The 17,981-nt window shown below is 55.7% G+C and carries 16 protein-coding genes; 15 read left to right on the forward strand and 1 reads right to left on the reverse strand.

Annotation, left to right across the window (positions count from 1 at the left end; genetic code table 11):
- The first annotated feature begins 69 nt into the window (after nt 1–69).
- The 14 genes from MHI24_RS22140 to MHI24_RS22205 all read left to right on the forward strand — a co-directional run bounded on the left by MHI24_RS22140 (nt 70) and on the right by MHI24_RS22205 (nt 14,863).
- Nucleotides 70–1,290: an MFS transporter gene (locus MHI24_RS22140; protein WP_340021685.1), complete on the forward strand. Its 1,221-nt coding sequence runs from the start codon at nt 70–72 to the stop codon at nt 1,288–1,290.
- A 192-nt stretch (nt 1,291–1,482) separates the two neighbouring features.
- On the forward strand, nt 1,483–2,052 hold the full coding sequence (locus MHI24_RS22145) for a sigma-70 family RNA polymerase sigma factor (protein WP_340021686.1): 570 nt from the start codon (nt 1,483–1,485) through the stop codon (nt 2,050–2,052).
- On the forward strand, nt 2,049–2,963 hold the full coding sequence (locus tag MHI24_RS22150) for a DUF4367 domain-containing protein (protein WP_340021687.1): 915 nt from the start codon (nt 2,049–2,051) through the stop codon (nt 2,961–2,963). The genes MHI24_RS22145 and MHI24_RS22150 overlap by 4 nt, the downstream gene beginning before the upstream one ends.
- Nucleotides 2,964–3,157: 194 nt before the next feature.
- Complete coding sequence (locus MHI24_RS22155; protein WP_340021688.1) at nt 3,158–4,240, forward strand: outer membrane lipoprotein carrier protein LolA; 1,083 nt, start codon at nt 3,158–3,160, stop codon at nt 4,238–4,240.
- A 182-nt stretch (nt 4,241–4,422) separates the two neighbouring features.
- A complete protein-coding gene (gene alr / locus MHI24_RS22160; RefSeq protein WP_340021689.1) occupies nt 4,423–5,604 on the forward strand; it encodes an alanine racemase in 1,182 nt (393 codons plus the stop codon).
- A 209-nt stretch (nt 5,605–5,813) separates the two neighbouring features.
- Complete coding sequence (locus tag MHI24_RS22165; protein WP_338019703.1) at nt 5,814–6,095, forward strand: ribbon-helix-helix protein, CopG family; 282 nt, start codon at nt 5,814–5,816, stop codon at nt 6,093–6,095.
- A 3-nt stretch (nt 6,096–6,098) separates the two neighbouring features.
- Nucleotides 6,099–6,449: a type II toxin-antitoxin system PemK/MazF family toxin gene (locus tag MHI24_RS22170; RefSeq protein ID WP_036697332.1), complete on the forward strand. Its 351-nt coding sequence runs from the start codon at nt 6,099–6,101 to the stop codon at nt 6,447–6,449.
- A gap of 774 nt (nt 6,450–7,223) precedes the next feature.
- Nucleotides 7,224–7,847: a TetR/AcrR family transcriptional regulator gene (locus MHI24_RS22175; protein WP_340021690.1), complete on the forward strand. Its 624-nt coding sequence runs from the start codon at nt 7,224–7,226 to the stop codon at nt 7,845–7,847.
- Between the two features lie 63 nt (nt 7,848–7,910).
- Nucleotides 7,911–9,119, forward strand: a complete 1,209-nt coding sequence (locus MHI24_RS22180) for an MFS transporter (RefSeq protein WP_340021691.1) — start codon at nt 7,911–7,913, stop codon at nt 9,117–9,119.
- Nucleotides 9,120–9,289: 170 nt separating this feature from the next.
- Nucleotides 9,290–11,488 (forward strand): Tex family protein, encoded by a 2,199-nt coding sequence (locus MHI24_RS22185; protein ID WP_340026754.1) that lies wholly within the window; start codon nt 9,290–9,292, stop codon nt 11,486–11,488.
- Between the two features lie 251 nt (nt 11,489–11,739).
- On the forward strand, nt 11,740–12,528 hold the full coding sequence (locus tag MHI24_RS22190) for an SDR family oxidoreductase (protein WP_340021692.1): 789 nt from the start codon (nt 11,740–11,742) through the stop codon (nt 12,526–12,528).
- Nucleotides 12,529–12,766: 238 nt separating this feature from the next.
- Nucleotides 12,767–13,198: an Lrp/AsnC family transcriptional regulator gene (locus tag MHI24_RS22195; protein ID WP_340021693.1), complete on the forward strand. Its 432-nt coding sequence runs from the start codon at nt 12,767–12,769 to the stop codon at nt 13,196–13,198.
- Between the two features lie 19 nt (nt 13,199–13,217).
- Entirely contained in the window at nt 13,218–13,850 is a 633-nt protein-coding gene (locus MHI24_RS22200) for a LysE family translocator (protein ID WP_340021694.1), read from the forward strand.
- Between the two features lie 98 nt (nt 13,851–13,948).
- Nucleotides 13,949–14,863: a GNAT family N-acetyltransferase gene (locus MHI24_RS22205; RefSeq protein WP_340021695.1), complete on the forward strand. Its 915-nt coding sequence runs from the start codon at nt 13,949–13,951 to the stop codon at nt 14,861–14,863.
- 83 nt (nt 14,864–14,946) lie between these two features.
- Here the strand turns inward: MHI24_RS22205 and MHI24_RS22210 are convergent, their stop codons facing one another.
- Nucleotides 14,947–15,918: an S-layer homology domain-containing protein gene (locus tag MHI24_RS22210; RefSeq protein ID WP_340021696.1), complete on the reverse strand. Its 972-nt coding sequence runs from the start codon at nt 15,916–15,918 to the stop codon at nt 14,947–14,949.
- Between the two features lie 412 nt (nt 15,919–16,330).
- Here MHI24_RS22210 and MHI24_RS22215 point away from each other — a divergent pair, with 412 nt between their 5' ends.
- A complete protein-coding gene (locus MHI24_RS22215) occupies nt 16,331–17,959 on the forward strand; it encodes an ABC transporter substrate-binding protein (RefSeq protein ID WP_340021697.1) in 1,629 nt (542 codons plus the stop codon).
- Nucleotides 17,960–17,981 lie beyond the last annotated feature (22 nt).

Genomic DNA, 17,981 nt, shown 5'->3' on the forward strand with positions numbered 1-17,981 from the left:
TATTATTTGCTCATAGCTAATTAATGGACTGAACGTTCAGTATTTAAAAAATGGAAGGTGGAGTTTCAAATGAAGGCTAACGCTCCGGTGCAACAACAAGCAGGTTCCCCTGAAGCCGCAAAGGCTGTTCCCGGCTGGATCACATTTCTGCTGGCCGTATCGTGCGGACTGATCGTAGCGAATCTCTATTATACCCAGACGCTGGTTGGGCCAATCGGACAGGCGATTCATCTGTCGGCCGGAGCAACAGGACTAATCGTTACGCTGACGCAAATCGGTTATGTCGCCGGGCTGCTGTTCATCGTCCCGCTCAGTGATATTATCGAGAACCGGCGGCTGACGGTAATGTCGCTGATACTGGTTGTAGTCTCCCTGGCGCTATCCGTCCTTGTACCGAATGCACCGCTGTTTCTGGCCGCCTCGCTGCTGATCGGGCTGGGCTCGGTAGCGGCGCAGGTCCTGGTGCCGTACGCCTCCTATCTGGCCTCAGAGGAAGACCGCGGCCGGGTCGTCGGCAATGTCATGAGCGGGCTGCTGCTGGGTATTATGTTCGCCCGTCCGGTCGCCAGCTTCATGGCCGGCCTCTGGGGCTGGAAGTCCATCTTCGTGGTCTCAGCGGTCGTAACTGCGCTGTTGACGCTGCTATTGTCCCGTATCCTGCCCGCCCGTAAGCCCGCTCCCGGCTTGAATTATGGACAGTTAATCCGCTCCCTGGGCACATTGCTCATGCATACGCCGGTGCTGCGGCGCCGCGCCTTATACCAGGCCAGCTTGTTCGGCTCCTTCAGCCTGTTCTGGACGACCGTTCCCCTGCATCTGTCCAGCGAGTATCATCTGTCCCAGCAGGGAATCGCCCTGTTTGCCCTGGCTGGTGTGGGCGGAGCTGTAGCCGCGCCGATCGCGGGCAGACTGGCTGACAAGGGCTGGACCCGCTTATTGACCGGGCTGGGTATTTCCCTGGCGGCAGTCTCCTTCATTCTGGCCTATCTGCTGCGGGATACCTCCAACCTGACACTGGGCCTACTGGTGCTCACAGCCATTCTGCTCGATATGAGCGTATCCGGCAATCTGGTGCTCGGGCAACGGGCGATTTATTCACTGGGCAACGAGACCCGGGGACGGCTGAACGGATTGTTTATGGCGATCTTTTTTGTAGGCGGTGCTGTCGGCTCTTCACTGGGTGCCTGGGCCTATGCGTATGGCGGCTGGAGCCTGGCGACCCTGATCGGGCTGGCGCTTCCGGTGCTGGCGCTGGTGTACTTCATGACCGAGAAGAAGGGGGCGGCCTGAGACAAGGGAGCCTGCTTTCAACAATAAACCGCATAGCCAGTTAATCCTGGAGAAATTACAGTAGGCAGGGGAGCCTTTATCCTCTGTCTTTTTTTTCGTCCGCTGATGTAATGGAACCGGTACATAGAGCGTATTAACCCGCGTAACAATACTTGGCCAAGTACATTCTCCCTGGAAAGGAGGGCCGGAAGGATGCAAGAGCGCGCATTGCTGCCTTTGATTCATGGTCAGATTGCCCCGAATATAGAGACAGAGACAGAGCTGGAGTTTCCAGCGGTTTTTGAAGCCTATTACAAAAGGATATACAACTATATCGCGTACCGGGTGGACTGCCGTTACACCGCGGAGGACTTAGCGAGCCAGGTTTTTGAGAAGACGCTGTCCAAATTATCCGGTTATTCCCCGGAGAAGGCGCCGCTGGAGGTGTGGCTGTTCGCCATTGCCCGCAATGTAGTCAATGATTATTACCGCAGCCGGGCAAGGCAGCGCTTCTTCTCGCTGGACAGCATCCGGGAGCTGATCTCCGGACGGAAAGAGCCGGAGGCCCAGATGCTGGACAAGGAGCGCAGCGGCAGGCTGCAGCAGGCGCTCGATACGCTCAGTGCGAAGGAGCGGAATCTGATTGCCCTGAAGTTCGGGGCCGATCTGAAGAATACCGAAATTGCCCGGATTACCGGAATGTCGGAGAGCAATGTCGGGGTCATTCTCTATCGCAGTATGAGGAAGCTGAAATCTGAAATAGGGAGTGTGGAGGAGCTATGAGCAAGAAGAAGAATGCGGTGCAGCCGGATTTTGCGGAGGATGGGCTGCAAGAGCTGGGAGCCTATCTGGCCCGCCAGGACTTCTCCCGGGAGTCCGATCCGGCAGAGGTTCTCCGCCAGGCGCAATACCGCTCTAATCAGAAGAAACAGGAGGAATATCGAATGAAGAACAAACAACGGATCAGACGTCCGGTGATGATTGCAGCATCCCTGCTGGTGGCAGCGGTGGTGAGTGTATCTTTTGTCAGACCCTCATTTGCACAGGATATGCTGGAGCGGGTGTTGAAATCGGTCAATCTGGGGCATATTGAGGTTGCCCAGATGGATGGAAGCCATCCCAAGGAGTTCCCGGAGGCGTGGAAGGGCCAGATCTTTGATCAGGACGGGAACCCGGTGACTTCCTTTGACCGCATGCCAAAGGCTATCTTCAATGCAGCCGGAGAGGCGATCGTCAACTTTGACGGGGATAAGCTGGTTACCCTGAGCGAGCAGGAGCAGCGCGACAAGGAAGCGGATGAGCAGGTCTTCACCGTTAAGGAGCCTGCCGGGCTTAATCAATATGCCTCTTTCAAGGTGAAACTGCCGGAGTACCTGCCTGAGGGCTTTGCCTTCGACCACGGGGAGTTCTACAAGGATGAGGAGGGCGTTAGCGGGCAGATTGTGGAGCTGTTCTTCACCAGCAAGGATAAGGACAAGCGGATCGGGATGCAGCTGCGTCTGGCCAATGAAGAGAATGCTTATTCTATGGCAACGGACGACAAGGTGGAGCAGGTGAAGCTCAAGGGGACGGAGGCGGTTCTGGTCGGTGACAGAAGTCTGGACTGGGAAGCGAATGGCGTGATGTACAGCCTCAGCACCCGCGGTCTTGACCGGGCTGAAGTGCTTAAGATCGCAGAGTCGATCAACTGGTAAAATAAATCCGAAGGCGTCAGACCGCAGCCCCGTAAGGGGAGCGGCTGGCGCTTTTTGCTGTATATCCGGAATTAGCGGGAGCCCTGTGCGCATACTTCTCTTCCAGCTTGTCATGCCCGTCTGCATATTGAGGCCAAGTCCCTCATAGACATGTACTAATCAATGCATTCAAAACAGGTTAAGGGGATGATGTCATGCGCCGGATAACATGGGTACTCGCGATCATTATGAGCGTGGCCTTAGTATTGGCGGGGTGCGGGAAGAAGGATGCCGCCTCTGTGGTCAAGGATCTGAATCAAGTGTCTGACAAGCTGGAGAGCAAGCAGGGGGCTTATCAGGGCTCAGGCACAATGACCTTGTACACCGGGGAGCAGCCGCAGGAATACAAGGTGGAGGTATGGTACAAAAATCCTTCGTATTACCGGATCAGTCTGTCGAACGTCCAGAAGGATCTGAAGCAGATTGTGCTGCGCAATGATGAGGGCGTATTCGTGCTGACCCCAAGTCTGGGCAAAAGCTTCCGCTTCCAGAGCGACTGGCCGGACAGCCAGGGCCAGGTGTACCTGTACCAGACGCTGCTGAAGGGCATTGTCTCCGATAATAACCGGCAGTTCGTGGAGGACGGGGATAATTATGTGTTCGAGGTCGCCGCGAATTATCAGAGCAGCGCGCTGGTCCGCCAGAAGATCTGGCTGGCCAAAAAAACCTATGAACCCAAGCAGGTTCAGGTATCAGACTCTGAAGCCAAGGTGGTTGTGAACGTGACCTTCGACAGCTTCAAGTTCGATCCTGAGTTTGCCGCCGATGCGTTTGATATGCAGAAGAATATGGCATCCGGCAGCCCTTCCGAGAACACGATGGCGGAGGTCGATGAGAACGGCAATCCGGTAGTGACCGGGGACGGTGAACAGGCTGGGGCTACGGTAGCTGCTGACCAGGGCGACTTCGGGATCATCGAGCCGGATTACATCCCGGCCGGTGTGAAGCTGAAGGATACCAACAAGATCGAAGGGAGCAAGGATCACGCGGTGCTGATCCGGTATGACGGTCTCTATCAGTACACCATTATGGAGTCCCGTCCGCTTGACCGTGCGGTGTCGCTGGCTCCCGGAACGCTGATCGATCTCGGGTTCACCGCCGGTCTGCTCAGCGGCGATGAACAGCAGACTCTGACCTGGATGAGCGACGGTGTAGAGTACCGGATTACCAGTTCCAATCTGCCAGTTACGGAAATGATGCAAATAGCCGCTTCTATGGAGGAACAATCGGGTAAATAAAAATCAGCGGGCGGATACTGCGCATGGTAGGAAACATTTTCCTCTACCCGCAGTGTCCGTTTTCTGCTCCTTTGCCCGCATTGACAGCGGCCTTCGCGAGCATTACCATTGGCAGTAAGACTTCTGATCTGTGCGTAAATTAGGCAGAGATGTTTTACTACAATGTAAGAAGGTGACCTGAAGTGAAGGCAAGTTATCGGCCGACCGTAGCCGAGATTCATCTGGATAACCTGCGGGCCAATTACGAGGCCTTCCGCGCGGTATTGCCGCAGGAGACAAGATTCATGGGCTGCGTCAAAGCCAATGCCTACGGACACGGAGCGGTGGAAGTGGCGCGGGAGCTGGAACGGCTGGGAGCGGATTATGTTTGCGTTGCTTTTCTGGATGAGGCATTGGAGCTGCGTCAGGCGGGAATACTACTTCCTGTACTGGTGCTGGGCTATACTGCGCCGGAAGGCATAGCCGCTGCCTGGGAGAACAACATTACTGTAACTATGTTCACACCGGAGGTACTGGATGCGGTAAGAGCGCTTCCTGTCCAACCGGAGCACCGGCTGAAGGTGCACATCAAGATTGACAGCGGAATGGGCCGGCTGGGATTATCGCCCGAAGATGCACCTGCATTCATCGCTGAAGTGCAGAGAACTGCGCAGGCGGAGCTTGAGGGCATGTTCACCCATTTTGCCAGAGCAGACGAACGTAACAAAAGCTATACACTAATGCAGTACCGGCGGTTCATGAGCGTGGCGGAAGCGCTTCGGGACATGAATCTCAACATCCCGATCATACATACGGGTAACAGCGCTACGGCCATTGATACACCTCTACTATCCATTAACATGGTGCGTGTAGGCATAAGCTTGTACGGATACTATCCCTCGGCTGAGGTGAACCGTGAGCAGGTTGCTTTACACCCGGTAATGACGCTGAAGACGCAGGCTGTCTACGTGAAGACCCTGCCGCCTGACTCAGGCATCAGCTACGGCACCCGGTACTTCACGGCCAGCGATGAGGTTATCGCTACGCTCCCTGTGGGGTACGCTGACGGATACTCCCGCATGCTAACGGGCAAAGCGGAGGTGCTAATACGCGGACGCCGCGTTCCTGTCGTCGGAACCATCTGCATGGACCAGTGTATGGTATCACTGAAATCTTTCGCAGGAGAAGCAGAACAAATTCAAGCAGGCGAAGAGGTTGTACTCATCGGACGCCAGGGCAAAGAGTCGATCACGGCAGATGAACTGGCGCTCCATTTAGGGACGATCCCCTACGAAATTCTCTGTATGCTGGCTCACCGGGTACCCCGCGTATACGTACGCGAAGGCAAGGTTAACACCTTGGTGAATCCCCTGCTGCAGGCCTAAGGCCCTGACCAGATACTGGTACAGGAATTGAATACCGGGAATAACCGTATAGTGCATATGACTTATAGTCTATACGAACCGCCATTTCTAGTTTATAATGGGATGCAGCATACTTGATATACTGGCGGCATATATTCCTTGTATAAAATTCCTTGTATATTGTAACACTGGAACACAAGGGCAGAAGGTTTGTGGGGGTGGAAGAGAAGGTGGCCAATTTGCAGAACACCAAAAGAATCATGATCAGCTTGCCCGATCATCTCTTGCAGGAAGTAGATGGGATCGTTCAAATGGAGAACTCTAACCGAAGTGAATTGATCAGGCAGGCCATGAAGCTGTATTTGAGCGATCGGAGGAAGCGTACCATCCGGGAGTCCATGCAGCGGGGCTATATGGAAATGGCTAAGATTAATTTGACGATGGCATGCGAGGCCTTTCTCGCTGAGGAAGATGCAGACAGTACTCTTGGCCGCTTAGTAAGCGGGGTGTAACCATTGATTGTTAAACGCGGCGACGTTTTTTTTGCCGACCTTTCACCGGTTGTGGGTTCTGAGCAGGGTGGGGTTCGGCCGGTACTGATCATTCAGAACGATATTGGCAACCGCTTCAGTCCGACGGTGATTGTGGCCGCCATTACGGCCCAGATTCAGAAGGCCAAGCTGCCGACGCATGTGGAGATTGATGCGGCAGCGCACGGCTTCGACCGGGATTCCGTCATCTTGCTGGAACAGGTCCGTACCATTGACAAACAACGCTTAACGGATAAGATCACCCACCTGGACGATGAGACGATGAAGCTGGTGGATGATTCGCTGCAGATCAGCCTTGGGCTGATTGATTTCTGAACCATACGGGGACTAACATCAATAATGGGTATGGAAGGCGGGCCGGATCTCCGGTGCCGCCTTTTTGGGTTGCGTGGGAAAGCGGATACATAGCGGTGGCGTGGGGCGGGCGCGGTGGATGTATGCGAAAAAGCGAACACATTGGGGCTGGGGAGGGGGCGCGAGGCGAATGTATGCGAAAAAGCGAACACATTGGGGTTGGGGAGGGGGCGCGAGGCGAATGTATGCGAAAAAGCGAACACATTGGGGCTGGGCGAGGGTGTGCGGGCGGATGTATGCGAAAAAGCGAACACATTGGGGCTGGGCGAGGGTGCGTGGGCGGATGTATGCGAAAAAGCGAACACATTGGGGTTGGGGAGGGTGCGCGAGGCGAATGTATGCGAAAAAGCGAACACATTGGGGCTGGGGAGGGGGCGCGAGGCGGATGTATGCGAAAAAGCGAACACATTGGGGCTGGGGAGGATGCGCGGGGCAGATGTATGCGAAAAAGCGAACACATTGGGCGTGGCGGAGGCGCGTGGAGCAAATGTAATCGGAAAACCGACCACATTGGGCGTGGCGGAGGCGCGTGGAGCAAATGTAATCGGAAAACCGATCACATTTGGCGTGGTGGAGGCGCGTGAGGTAAATGTAATCGGAAAACCGATCACATTGGGCGAGGCAGTGGGCATATGCAGACACCTAGTCCAGCCAGGCAATAACAGGCAGAAGCAGCCGGGTTGCACCCGGGTCTGGCCTCATGCTACAATTAGACCGAATGGTCGGTCTAGAGGAGTGATAACCATAAAAGGACGTTCAGATGGAGAAGAAACCAAGCGCCGGATTCTGCACACGGCTGCTGTTTTATTTGCGCAAAAGGGCTACGGAGCGGTAAGCATGAATGAGGTCTGCACCGCCGCTGAGGTGAGCAAGGGCAGCTTGTATCACCATTTTCCGAGTAAGGATGAGTTATTCCTGTATGTGGTGGAGGAGGATATGCGGAAGTGGCTCCAGGAGTGGGAGGAACAGCGCAGCCGGATTAGCGGCACGGAGGCCCGCCTGTTCGCGCTGGGGGATCATTATGCGAATGATTTCCAGAATCCGCTCACCCATGCGCTGGAGGAATATGCCCGCTCCCGCACACTGCCGGATGATTTCCGCAGCCGTCTCTCAGAGAGCTTCAATAGGGTGATGCAGGTCTGCCGCGAGCTGCTGCAGGAGGGCATGGATTCCGGTTACCTGAGAAGCGGTGATCTGGAGAACAGTGTAATTGCTCTGAGCGGGATACTGGAGGGCATCAGCCGGGTCAACGAGATTGCCGCGATTGCGCAGACCCGGGAGGAGATCAGGGCATACTACCGGTCGGCGTTGCAGATGCTGCTTCAGGGAATGCGCGCCGGTGAAGAGAGTAACAGATAGACAAGATTTGCATCCGGAGCATACATTCAGATTGGCCCGGGGATCTACGGAGGGAATCATATCATGGCTTTACTGTTAAAAAACCGGGGAGCGATGCTGCTCCTGATGTTGAATATTTTTCTGGCGTTTACGGGGATTGGTCTCGTCGTTCCCATTATGCCAACGTACATGAATGAGCTGGGCATCGGCGGAAGTGTAGTCGGACTGCTGGTCGCCGCCTTCTCACTCACACAATTACTGGTCTCACCCTTCGCGGGAAGGCTCTCCGACAAGATGGGGCGCAAAAAGATCATCGTCGGCGGACTGATCGTCTTTGCCTTGTCGGAGCTGCTGTTCGGCATGGCTAATGCCGCATGGGTGTTGTTCATCTCCAGAATGCTCGGCGGTATCGGTGCAGCGATGATTATGCCTGCGGTGATGGCTTATGTCGCAGACACAACGACCTCGGAAGAGCGGGCCCAGGGGATGGGCTTCATCAACGCAGCGATTACTACAGGCTTCATTATCGGGCCGGGCATCGGCGGGTATCTGGCGGAGCTGGGTATCCGGGTTCCTTTCTTCGTTGCTGCCGGGGCTGCTGCCATCGTTGCGGTGATTACCCTGCTCGTCCTGCCGGAATCGCGTTCGGCTAAGCTGCGTGAAGAAGCAGGATCTGGGAAAAGCAATAATGACAGTCTGGTGCTCCAACTGATGCGTTCTTACCGGGAGCCGTATTTTTTCGGACTGGTCATTGTCTTCGTGCTGTCCTTCGGGCTGGCCAACTATGAGACGGTCTTCGGCCTGTTTGTGGATCATAAGTTCGGGTTCACACCGAAGGATATCGCCTTCGTCCTGACGTTCGGTTCGATTGCCGGGGCGGTCATTCAGGTTACTGCGTTCAGCTGGATTCTGAACCGGTTCGGCGAGAACAAGGTGATCTCCATCGCCCTGCTCAGTTCAGGGGTGTTCATTCTGCTGACGCTGCTGGTTCACGGCTACTGGGCGATTGTTACAGTCACGTTCATCGTCTTCCTCTCCATGGATATGCTGCGGCCTGCGGTCGGCACCCAGCTCTCCCGTCTGGCGGACGAGTCGCAGCAGGGATTCGTGATGGGCATGAACTCCGCCTATACGAGCCTTGGCAACATCGCCGGTCCGATTGTGGCCGGAGTCCTGTTTGATCTTGATATTAATCTGCCGTATGGAGCGGCGTCGCTGGTGCTGGTGCTGTGCTTCATGCTGTCCCTCAGCTTCGGCAGGCGGATGAAGCGCGGTCTGCGCACGAATAGTTGAAGCTGATAGATACAGCGGTCTCTCGGGGAGAGGCCGCTGTTCTTTTGCCGGCTAAACTTTGGAAGAGGGGCAGATTGTGATAATATTTGAGGTATGGTCTCAAGGAATAGATAAGCATGTGTGCGGAAAGAGGGATACTATTGGCAGCAGAGAATACGAATGCCGGCACGCTGCCGGATGAGGAAGCGAAGCGTCAGGAGCAGGAAACGATCAACGGGGCGATTGCCAAGGAGCTTGGCATCAGCCTGAAGCAGGTACGGACTACGGTGGGACTGCTCGATGAGGGCAATACGATTCCGTTCATTGCCCGTTACCGCAAGGAAATGACCGGGGAGCTGGATGAGAATGCCCTGCGCGACATTGAGGAACGGCTGGGTTATCTGCGCAATCTGGGTGAACGCAAGCGGGATGTGATCCGCAGTATTGAGGAGCAGGGCAAGCTTACACCGGAGCTGCAGGAGCAGATTCTGCGGGCGGTCAAGCTCCAGGAAGTGGAGGATCTGTACCGTCCGTTTAAGCAGAAGCGCAAGACCAGAGCCAGCGTCGCCAAAGAGAAGGGCCTGGAGCCGCTGGCCGGTTGGATTATGGAGCAGCGCCGCCAAGGCCAGCCGCTGGAGGAAGCGGCGAAGTATATCGATGCGGAGAAAGGCGTAGAGAGTGCCGAGCTGGCACTGCAAGGGGCGATGGACATCATCGCCGAGAATATTGCCGATGATCCGGCGATCCGCTCCTGGGTGCGCCAGTATACGGCCAGCCAGGGCATTCTTGTCTCCGAGGCAAGGGATGCCGAACAGGAGAGCGTCTACGAGAATTATTACGCTTACCGCGAGCCTGTGCACCGGATGCCGCCGCACCGCATCCTCGCCATCAACCGCGGCGAGCGGGAGAATGTGCTCAAGGTCGGCATCGAGGTGGTGCCGGACAAGATTCATGCGTTCATTCTGCGCAAGCTGGTGAAGGGCCCTTCGCCGGTCAAGGAGCTGCTGGAAGCGGTGACCAGCGATGCCTACAAGCGGCTGATCGCGCCTTCGGTGGAGCGCGAGGTGCGCGGGGAGATGACGGAGAAGGGGGAGACGCAGGCGATCTCCATTTTCTCCGGGAATCTGCGCAGCCTGCTCCTGCAGCCGCCGGTGAAGGGGCGGCATGTCCTGGGCGTCGATCCGGCGTACCGTACCGGATGCAAGCTGGCTGTGGTGGACGATACCGGCAAGCTGCTGGAGGTAGCGGTCACCTATCCGACGCCGCCGAACAACAAGAAGCGGGAGGCGGCGGCCAAGTTCAAGGAGCTGATCGCCAAATATGGCATCCAGCTCATCGTCATCGGCAACGGCACCGGCTCGCGGGAGACGGAGCAATTCACGGCCGAGGTGATCGCCGAGATCGGCGACCCTGAGCTGGCCTACCTGATCGTCAACGAGGCAGGGGCCAGTGTGTATTCGGCCTCCAAGCTGGCGCAGGAGGAGTTCCCGGACCTGGATGTGGCGGAGCGGAGTGCCGCATCCATCGCCCGCCGCGTGCAGGACCCGCTCGCGGAGCTGGTGAAGATCGACCCGAAGGCGATCGGAGTCGGGCAGTATCAGCATGATGTGTCGCAGAAGCATCTGGAGGAGAGTCTGAAGGCCGTGGTGGAATCGGCCGTCAACCATGTCGGTGTGGACGTCAACACCGCGTCGGCGTCCCTGCTCTCCTATGTGGCCGGAGTTAACTCGACGATTGCGAAGAATATTGTGAAGTTCCGCGAGGAGAACGGCAAGTTCGTGACGCGCAAGGCACTGCAGAAGGTGCCGCGCCTGGGCGCGAAGTCCTATGAGCAGTGCATCGGGTTCCTGCGGATTCCCGGCGGGGAGAATACGCTGGACCGCACGCCGATCCACCCGGAATCGTATCCGGTGGTTGACCGGCTGTTCCGCGAGCTGGGGCTGGACGTCAAGCAGCTCGGCAGCAAGGAGGTCGCTGCGCAGCTTGCCGCACAGGATGCCGCCGAGCTGGCGGTGAAGCTGGAGGTCGGCGTGCCCACGCTGCGCGACATCCTGGAGAGCCTGCAGCGTCCGGGACGCGATCCGCGCGAGGAGCTGCCGCCGCCGATCTTCCGCACCGATGTGCTGAAGATTGAGGACTTGGTTCCCGGCATGGAGCTGCAGGGAACCGTCCGCAATGTCATCGACTTCGGCGCGTTCGTCGATATCGGGATCAAGAATGACGGGCTGGTGCATATCTCCCAGCTCAGCGGCAGCTTCGTGAAGCACCCGATGGATGTAGTCTCCGTTGGCGACAACGTTACCGTATGGGTGCTCGGCGTCGATCTGAAGAAGGGCCGCGTCAGCCTGACCATGCGTGAGCCGCGTGAGGCGGCGGGCGGCGGGAAGTAACCAGTGTAAGGAGCGTGAGGGGCGCTGCGATTGCGGACTCAGCGGACCCTATTTTGCTGAAATCGGCGTTTTTCAGGTCCTTGCGGACTCAGGGGCCCTTAATTCAGGCCGCGGAGCCTGGAATTATGCCCGGCAGCCTCATTAGCGTCCTCTGTGCCGGTTAGGCTGACAAAAGGGGCAATTTGCAGCAAATAACGGCTTTCTGGTCCGCAAGCGGCTGGAGGCTTACAATCTGAAGGAGGCAGATGTCCATGAATCTGAAGCTCAAAGGTAAAAACGTACTGGTCGCCGCCTCCAGCAAAGGCATCGGGAGGGCGGTAGCCGAGGAATTTGCCGCGGAGGGTGCGAATGTGGCCCTTTGTTCCCGGAACGAGGAGCAGCTCCGCAAGACGGCAGAGGAGATCAGGGAGCGTTACGGGGTGAAGGTGTACAGCCTCCAGGCCGACCTAACGGTCAAGGCGGACATTGAAGCGTTCGTGCAGGGAGCCGTCTCTGCCCTGGGCGGGCTTGATGTGCTGGTAACCAATTCAGGAGGTCCCCCGGGAGGAACGTTCGAGGAGATGGAGGATGAACAGTGGGAGAAGGCGTTTCAGCAGAATCTGATGAGCGTGATCCGGCTGATCCGTGGTGCCTTGCCGCACTTGAAGCAATCCGGTGCCGGCAGAATCGCCAACATCGCCTCCATCTCCGTGAAGCAGCCGATCGATGGGCTGATTCTCTCCAATACGTTCCGCACCGGAATTGCCGGTCTGGCCAAGACGCTGGCTGGTGAGCTGGCTCCTTACGGTATACTTATTAACACAGTGGGACCGGGGCGCATTGCCACAGACCGGACGCTGTATCTGGATGGGCTCAAGGCAGAGGCCCGGCAGGTCCCTATAGAAGAGATTCGTGCCGAGTCCGAGCGGAGCGTTCCCCTGCACCGTTACGGCCAGCCTGAGGAGATTGCCCGAATGATCGTTTTTCTCTGCTCCGAAGCCAACTCCTACAGCACAGGCCAGACCGTAATGGTGGATGGCGGGTTGGTTAGAGGGCTGTAGATTTAGGATATGACTTAGGATATAAGATGAGGTCAGCCGGATTTCCGGCTGGCCTCTTTGACGTCTGAATTAGGGAGGAGTAGATGGTTAAACTTTTTAAGTATAACTGCTATCCGCTGAGTCAAAAACTAATTTTTTTAATCAATAATTCATTTTTCTTAATAAAATTACAAGTTCATAAGACTCCATTTTCTTTTTTTATCCATATCGTATAATTTACCTAAAAGGAGTGAGCGGAATGGATGATACTGATCTGCAAATTCTGGAGCTGCTGAAGAAGAACAGCCGTATGACCAGCTCCGATATCTCGAAGGTGATTCATTTGTCTGTTCCATCCATTGCGGAGAGAATCCGGAAGCTGGAACGGAACGGGATGATTGAAAAGTTCACCGTCAAGGTGAACCGCAAGGCCATGGGGCAGAGCTGTGTAGTCTGCATCTTTCTGCAGCTTCATGGCTCACAGGAGACCCAAGCTTTTCGTGAGGGGATTATTCAAGCCCCGGAGGTGCTGGAGTGTCACCATATTTCGGGCGAATATGATTATCTGTTGAAGGTGGCGCTGGAGGACTTGTCCGCTGTGGAGGCATTTATTACACACACACTTAAGGCACACTATAACATTGTGAGGTCCAACACCTTCTTCATTCTATCTACACTGAAAGAGGAATAGAGGCGAAGGAGGGATTCATATGCCATGGGAATGGATAACCAAAGGGCTGCTGCTGGGGCTGTCCATTGCGGCTCCTGTAGGACCGATCAGTGTATTATGCATCAGGAAGACGATGGCCAGAGGGTTCCGAGCCGGTCTCTTCAGCGGGCTGGGGGCAGCAACAGCAGATGCGGTGTATGGCATTCTTGCCGGGTTCGGCCTAACCGCCCTGACTGCCGCCCTAATGGATTACAAAATAGCTCTCCAGGTGCTTGGCGGATTGTTTATCTGCGGGTTCGGTATACAATCGCTCTTCCAGGTTCCAGCTAAGGAAGCACCTCAGACCCCTCCTTCAGCAGGGATGCTGGGCTCTTACGCAATAACGTTCCTGTTGACGTTGTCGAACCCGATAACGATTATGTTCTTCCTGGGCGTATTCAGCGCTTCGGGCATTCTGGTGTCCCATACGCTCACGAATATGCTGTCTTTGGTTGCGGGTGTGTTTCTTGGCTCGGCGTTATGGTGGGTCTTCCTGTCGGGAGCAGCAGTGCTGTTCCGTAATCACTTGCTGGAGGGGTCCTTGAAGCTGTCCATATTTAACAAGGTGTCTGGAGGAATCATGTGTGCATTCGGCGTAGTGACCCTGGTGAAATCCGCACTCTGGTTCATATGAACATCACTTAGCAGAGAACAATTATACCTGTTCTTGCACGCACCATCCCTGCCCGGCAATGTTATGATTATTACAAAACCAAACATGGAGGACGTTATGTGAATAATCGAGTAATCCGGCAGTTTAGACAGAGCGATATGGCGGCGCTTGGGGAGTTGTATGAGCTGGTGTCGGCCAGCGGGGATATGCTGTTCTGGTGGGTGGGGGAGGAGAGCAACTGGGAGAATGTATTCTGTGCCTTCGAAGGGGAGCGGATGGTGGCTAAGGGCCAGCTTCAGGTGTTCAATGTGGTGCCTCCGGGACGCGCGGCGGGGAGCAAGCACAAGATTTTTGTGAATCTGAAGCTGCGGCCCGGCCGGGAAAAGGATCTGGAGCTGCGTGACAGTGTCTACGCTCTGCTGCTGGAACGGGCATATGTGCTGAAGAGCACGCTGCCTCCGGAATATGGAACGATCCTGTGCACAGGCAATTATGCGGCGGAGGAGAGCTGCCATGCTTATTTTGCAGAGCATCTCGGTTACCGGCCGGAGAGTTGCTTGTATACGCTCCACCGGGATCTGCATGAACCCATCCATACGCCAGAACTGGAGGCAGGTCTGGAAATGACGGACGAACCGCTGGATACGCCGGAGCAGCGGGCGGCTTATCTGGAGCTGGAGGCAGAGATCTGGCCGGATAATCCTCTGGGTATGGAGCGGCTGATGGAATACCAGGAGCATCCGCTCTGGACATCAATGGCCGTCCGGGACGGCGGGCAGGTGGCGGGCAGCCTGATGGTCTGGCAGGAGGAGCAGAAGGGCGTCATCGAGGATGTGTTCGTCCAGGGGGGCTGGCGAAGACGCGGAATCGCCAAGGCGCTGCTGAGCCGTGCATTGTCATATCTGAAGCAGCACGGCCTGGAGCAGGCGGAGCTGGTTGTGCTGACGGACAACGACTCGGCGTTGTCGCTGTACAAATCTGCCGGATTCCGGACGGGACGTCAGGAGATCCGTTATCATATGGAGCTGGAATAACCAGCGATTCCCCTATATAAAAAAGCACAGCGCACCAGCCCGGATACCCGGCGGTGCGCTGTTTGTGTATTAACCGGCAGCAGCTACTTCAGTGCTGAAGGAGCAGACGAAGCCGCCGGACCGTTCACAGAACGGGCAACGGCAGTGTAGCCTTCCGGCAGATAAGTAACCGCTGTGCCTGAAGAGATGACCTGCGGATTCATCGAGCCGGGTGCCGGTGATGTGACTCTGAAGTAGATGACAGCAGTCTTCCCGGAGCCGAATTCAATCCGCTCAATAACCAGACCGTACCCCGGGTTCGGCAGATTGGATACCGTAACTGTAGCTTTGTTGACACCATCGGCGGCTTTGTCCAGCTTGACCGCAGCTTCGTAGGTGTTGGCCGGAGCCGAATCATCCTCATCCATCATAATCACTTCCTTCACGAATTTGGCTGCATCGTAGATCCATACCGCAGCTTCCGCACGGGTGACCGCTTCATTCGGGCGGAAGGTGTTGTTCTTCTCCAGCGTGATCAGCCCGGTGTTGATCAGTATCTGCAGGCTGTTCATCTCCGGGGCAGACAGCTTGCTGCCGTCCGTAATCTCTGCGTACCTCTCAGTATACGCGAAGTCCCCCTTGCTCTGAAGCGCCTGAAGCAGCAATGTTGCGAACTGGACCCGTGACATCTCGGCATTAGGATCAATAGACCGGTCCAAGGACAAGCCGCTCTCCTTGGCAGCCAAGAAGGCAGGGGCATACCATGCCGTAGCCTTCACCTTATCGAAGTAATCCCCGGCTTGCTTGCCGGAGGATGACTGCGGGGACAGCTTCAGGCCGTTCACCATGAGCTGCACGCCTTGCGCAACCGTAAGCTTGGATTTGGGTGCAAACTTATCGCTGGTCACCCCGTTAATGATGCCCTCCTGATGAAGAGCATTGATCTTGGTTTCGGCTGCATGGCCCTTGATGTCCGAGAAAGCGGACGCCGATGCTCCGAAAGATACCGTTGCCGCCAGAATACCGCAGGCCAGCGTGAATTTGGCTGTGCGCATCCGGGAGTTTCTATTCTTCATTGTACATCACCTCTTTATATTCATAGATGGAACGAAGCGGCAAAAGGTTGCAGTCACCACAGAAGCAAGCAGTGCCCGCGTCCCAAAAAGATTCATTATGTGTCAATTTTCACCTACCCGATAGCTGTTGAAGCCCCGAATTCTGTCACTCCCTCCAGCAAAAAGGTCAAAATACGATGATTAAAAGGTAATATACGGTGAGACAGCAGCAGGAAGAGAAACTATAATTGTGGTAACGCTTACTTAAACCCTGCTTAAGAATTAACTGTATATATTGTTAAATTATGCACCCGCGAGCTTTTTAACATTCATGCGATTCTCCCATGGTCCTGACTTTCTGGCGGACAGAGCGATGCTCTTAAGCATATAGGCATGTCATGCATTTCTAATTACTACTAAGGGGGTAAGTCAAATGAGAAAAAAGAGTATTCTTGCCTTAATCATGGCTGGCTGTCTGGCAGGATTATCACTCGCGGGTTGCAGCAAGGGAAATAACAGCACGGAGGCGGATTCCACCAATTCGCCGGAAGGGAAGACGAAGCTGAAGGCGATTATCGTCAAGCATTCACTCACCAAGGATGTCGGGGAGATGAAATGGCTCACGGAGCTGGAGGAAAAGGCCAACGTGGAGGTGGAATGGCAGCAGATCTCCGCAGACTGGGATCAGAAGAAGAGCGCCTTGTTTGCCAGCGGAGAAATTCCGGATTTGCTGTTTAATGCAACCGCGAACTCGGATTTCGTCCAATTCAACGGGTTATTCGAGGACCTGGGTCCGCTGATTGAGCAGAATGCGCCTAACATCCAGAAGATGTTCAGCGAGCACCCGGAATTGAAAACGCTTGCTACCCAGAATGACGGCAAAATCTACGGAACTCCGCGCTACAAGGGGATCTGGCCGGCCTCGACCGCTTCGATGTTCATCAACAAAACGTGGCTCGATAACCTCGGTCTTCAGGTGCCCACAACCTGGGATGAGCTGGAGACAGTGCTGGTCGCCTTCCGCGACGGGGACCCGAACGGGAACGGGGACAAGACGGATGAGATCCCGATGGACTTCAATCCGATCGGCTGGGACTTCACGCCGAAGCTGCTGCTGGGCAGTCTGGGCCTGCCTCTGTCCAACGGGGCAACGGACGGCTACTTCACAGAGGGTGCGCAGGTCAAGAATTTCTATGTTGATGAGCGCTTCAAAACCCTGATGCAGTTCCTGCAGAAGCTGTACAGCCAGAACCTGATCAGCAAGGAAGTGGTCACGCAGGACTACTCGAAATACCAGTCGGTGGCCCGGGGCAGCGGAGCCACGGCCAAGGTCGGCTTCACCTGGGGCTGGGAGACGGGCGACCGCTTCGGCAACGAGCTGAAGGACCAGTATATTACCCTGCCGCAGCTCAAGCAGCACGCGGATTCAACGGATGAGCTGTACTGGAGCAATGACTACTACTACCAGAACTACGGCTCCAATGCGGTGTCGATCAGTGCCAGCTCGAAGAATAAGGAAGCGGCGATGCGCTTCATTGATGCTTTTTACGAGCCGGAGGTTAGCTTGCAGGTGCTGTTCGGCGGGATGAATGACACGGATAAAGGGATTAAGGACAACGGGGACGGAACGTATGCGATTCTGCCTCCGGCGGACGCTTCCCTCGACCCGGGCTCCTGGAAATGGACGAATTCCTTCGCGGACAACGGTCCGATGTACATTGCCGATGCGCTGAAGGATAAGGTGACGCTGGGCACGGATATGCAGAATGTGCTGAAGGAGAAGGCGGTCTATGAAGAGCTGATCAGCAAGGCGGACGAGAAGACCAATGTCTACCCGCAGAACTTCATGAAGTACAGCACGGAGGATACCAACATACTGGCGATGAACCAGGCGAACATCAACAATATTACCGATCAGAAATGGGCAAGCTGGCTGACCACCAAGGCGGACATTGAGAAGGAGTGGGCCGCTTATGTATCCTCCGTTAACAGCTCAGGTCTGGAGCAGAACCTGCAGATCCGGCAAAAAGCGTATGAGGAATACCTCGCGAACCTGAAATAGCGGGAAACGGAAGGAGCGCTCT

Source organism: Paenibacillus sp. FSL K6-1096 (assembly GCF_037977055.1).
Taxonomy (GTDB): Bacteria; Bacillota; Bacilli; order Paenibacillales; family Paenibacillaceae; genus Paenibacillus_AQ.

Coding starts and splice junctions, on each gene's coding strand:
- MHI24_RS22140 (WP_340021685.1), top strand. CDS start 70: ATGAAGGCTAACGCTCCGGTGCAACAACAAGCAGGTTCCCCTGAAGCC.
- MHI24_RS22145 (WP_340021686.1), top strand. CDS start 1,483: ATGCAAGAGCGCGCATTGCTGCCTTTGATTCATGGTCAGATTGCCCCG.
- MHI24_RS22150 (WP_340021687.1), top strand. CDS start 2,049: ATGAGCAAGAAGAAGAATGCGGTGCAGCCGGATTTTGCGGAGGATGGG.
- MHI24_RS22155 (WP_340021688.1), top strand. CDS start 3,158: ATGCGCCGGATAACATGGGTACTCGCGATCATTATGAGCGTGGCCTTA.
- MHI24_RS22180 (WP_340021691.1), top strand. CDS start 7,911: ATGGCTTTACTGTTAAAAAACCGGGGAGCGATGCTGCTCCTGATGTTG.
- MHI24_RS22190 (WP_340021692.1), top strand. CDS start 11,740: ATGAATCTGAAGCTCAAAGGTAAAAACGTACTGGTCGCCGCCTCCAGC.
- MHI24_RS22195 (WP_340021693.1), top strand. CDS start 12,767: ATGGATGATACTGATCTGCAAATTCTGGAGCTGCTGAAGAAGAACAGC.
- MHI24_RS22200 (WP_340021694.1), top strand. CDS start 13,218: ATGCCATGGGAATGGATAACCAAAGGGCTGCTGCTGGGGCTGTCCATT.
- MHI24_RS22210 (WP_340021696.1), bottom strand. CDS start 15,918: ATGAAGAATAGAAACTCCCGGATGCGCACAGCCAAATTCACGCTGGCC.
- MHI24_RS22215 (WP_340021697.1), top strand. CDS start 16,331: ATGAGAAAAAAGAGTATTCTTGCCTTAATCATGGCTGGCTGTCTGGCA.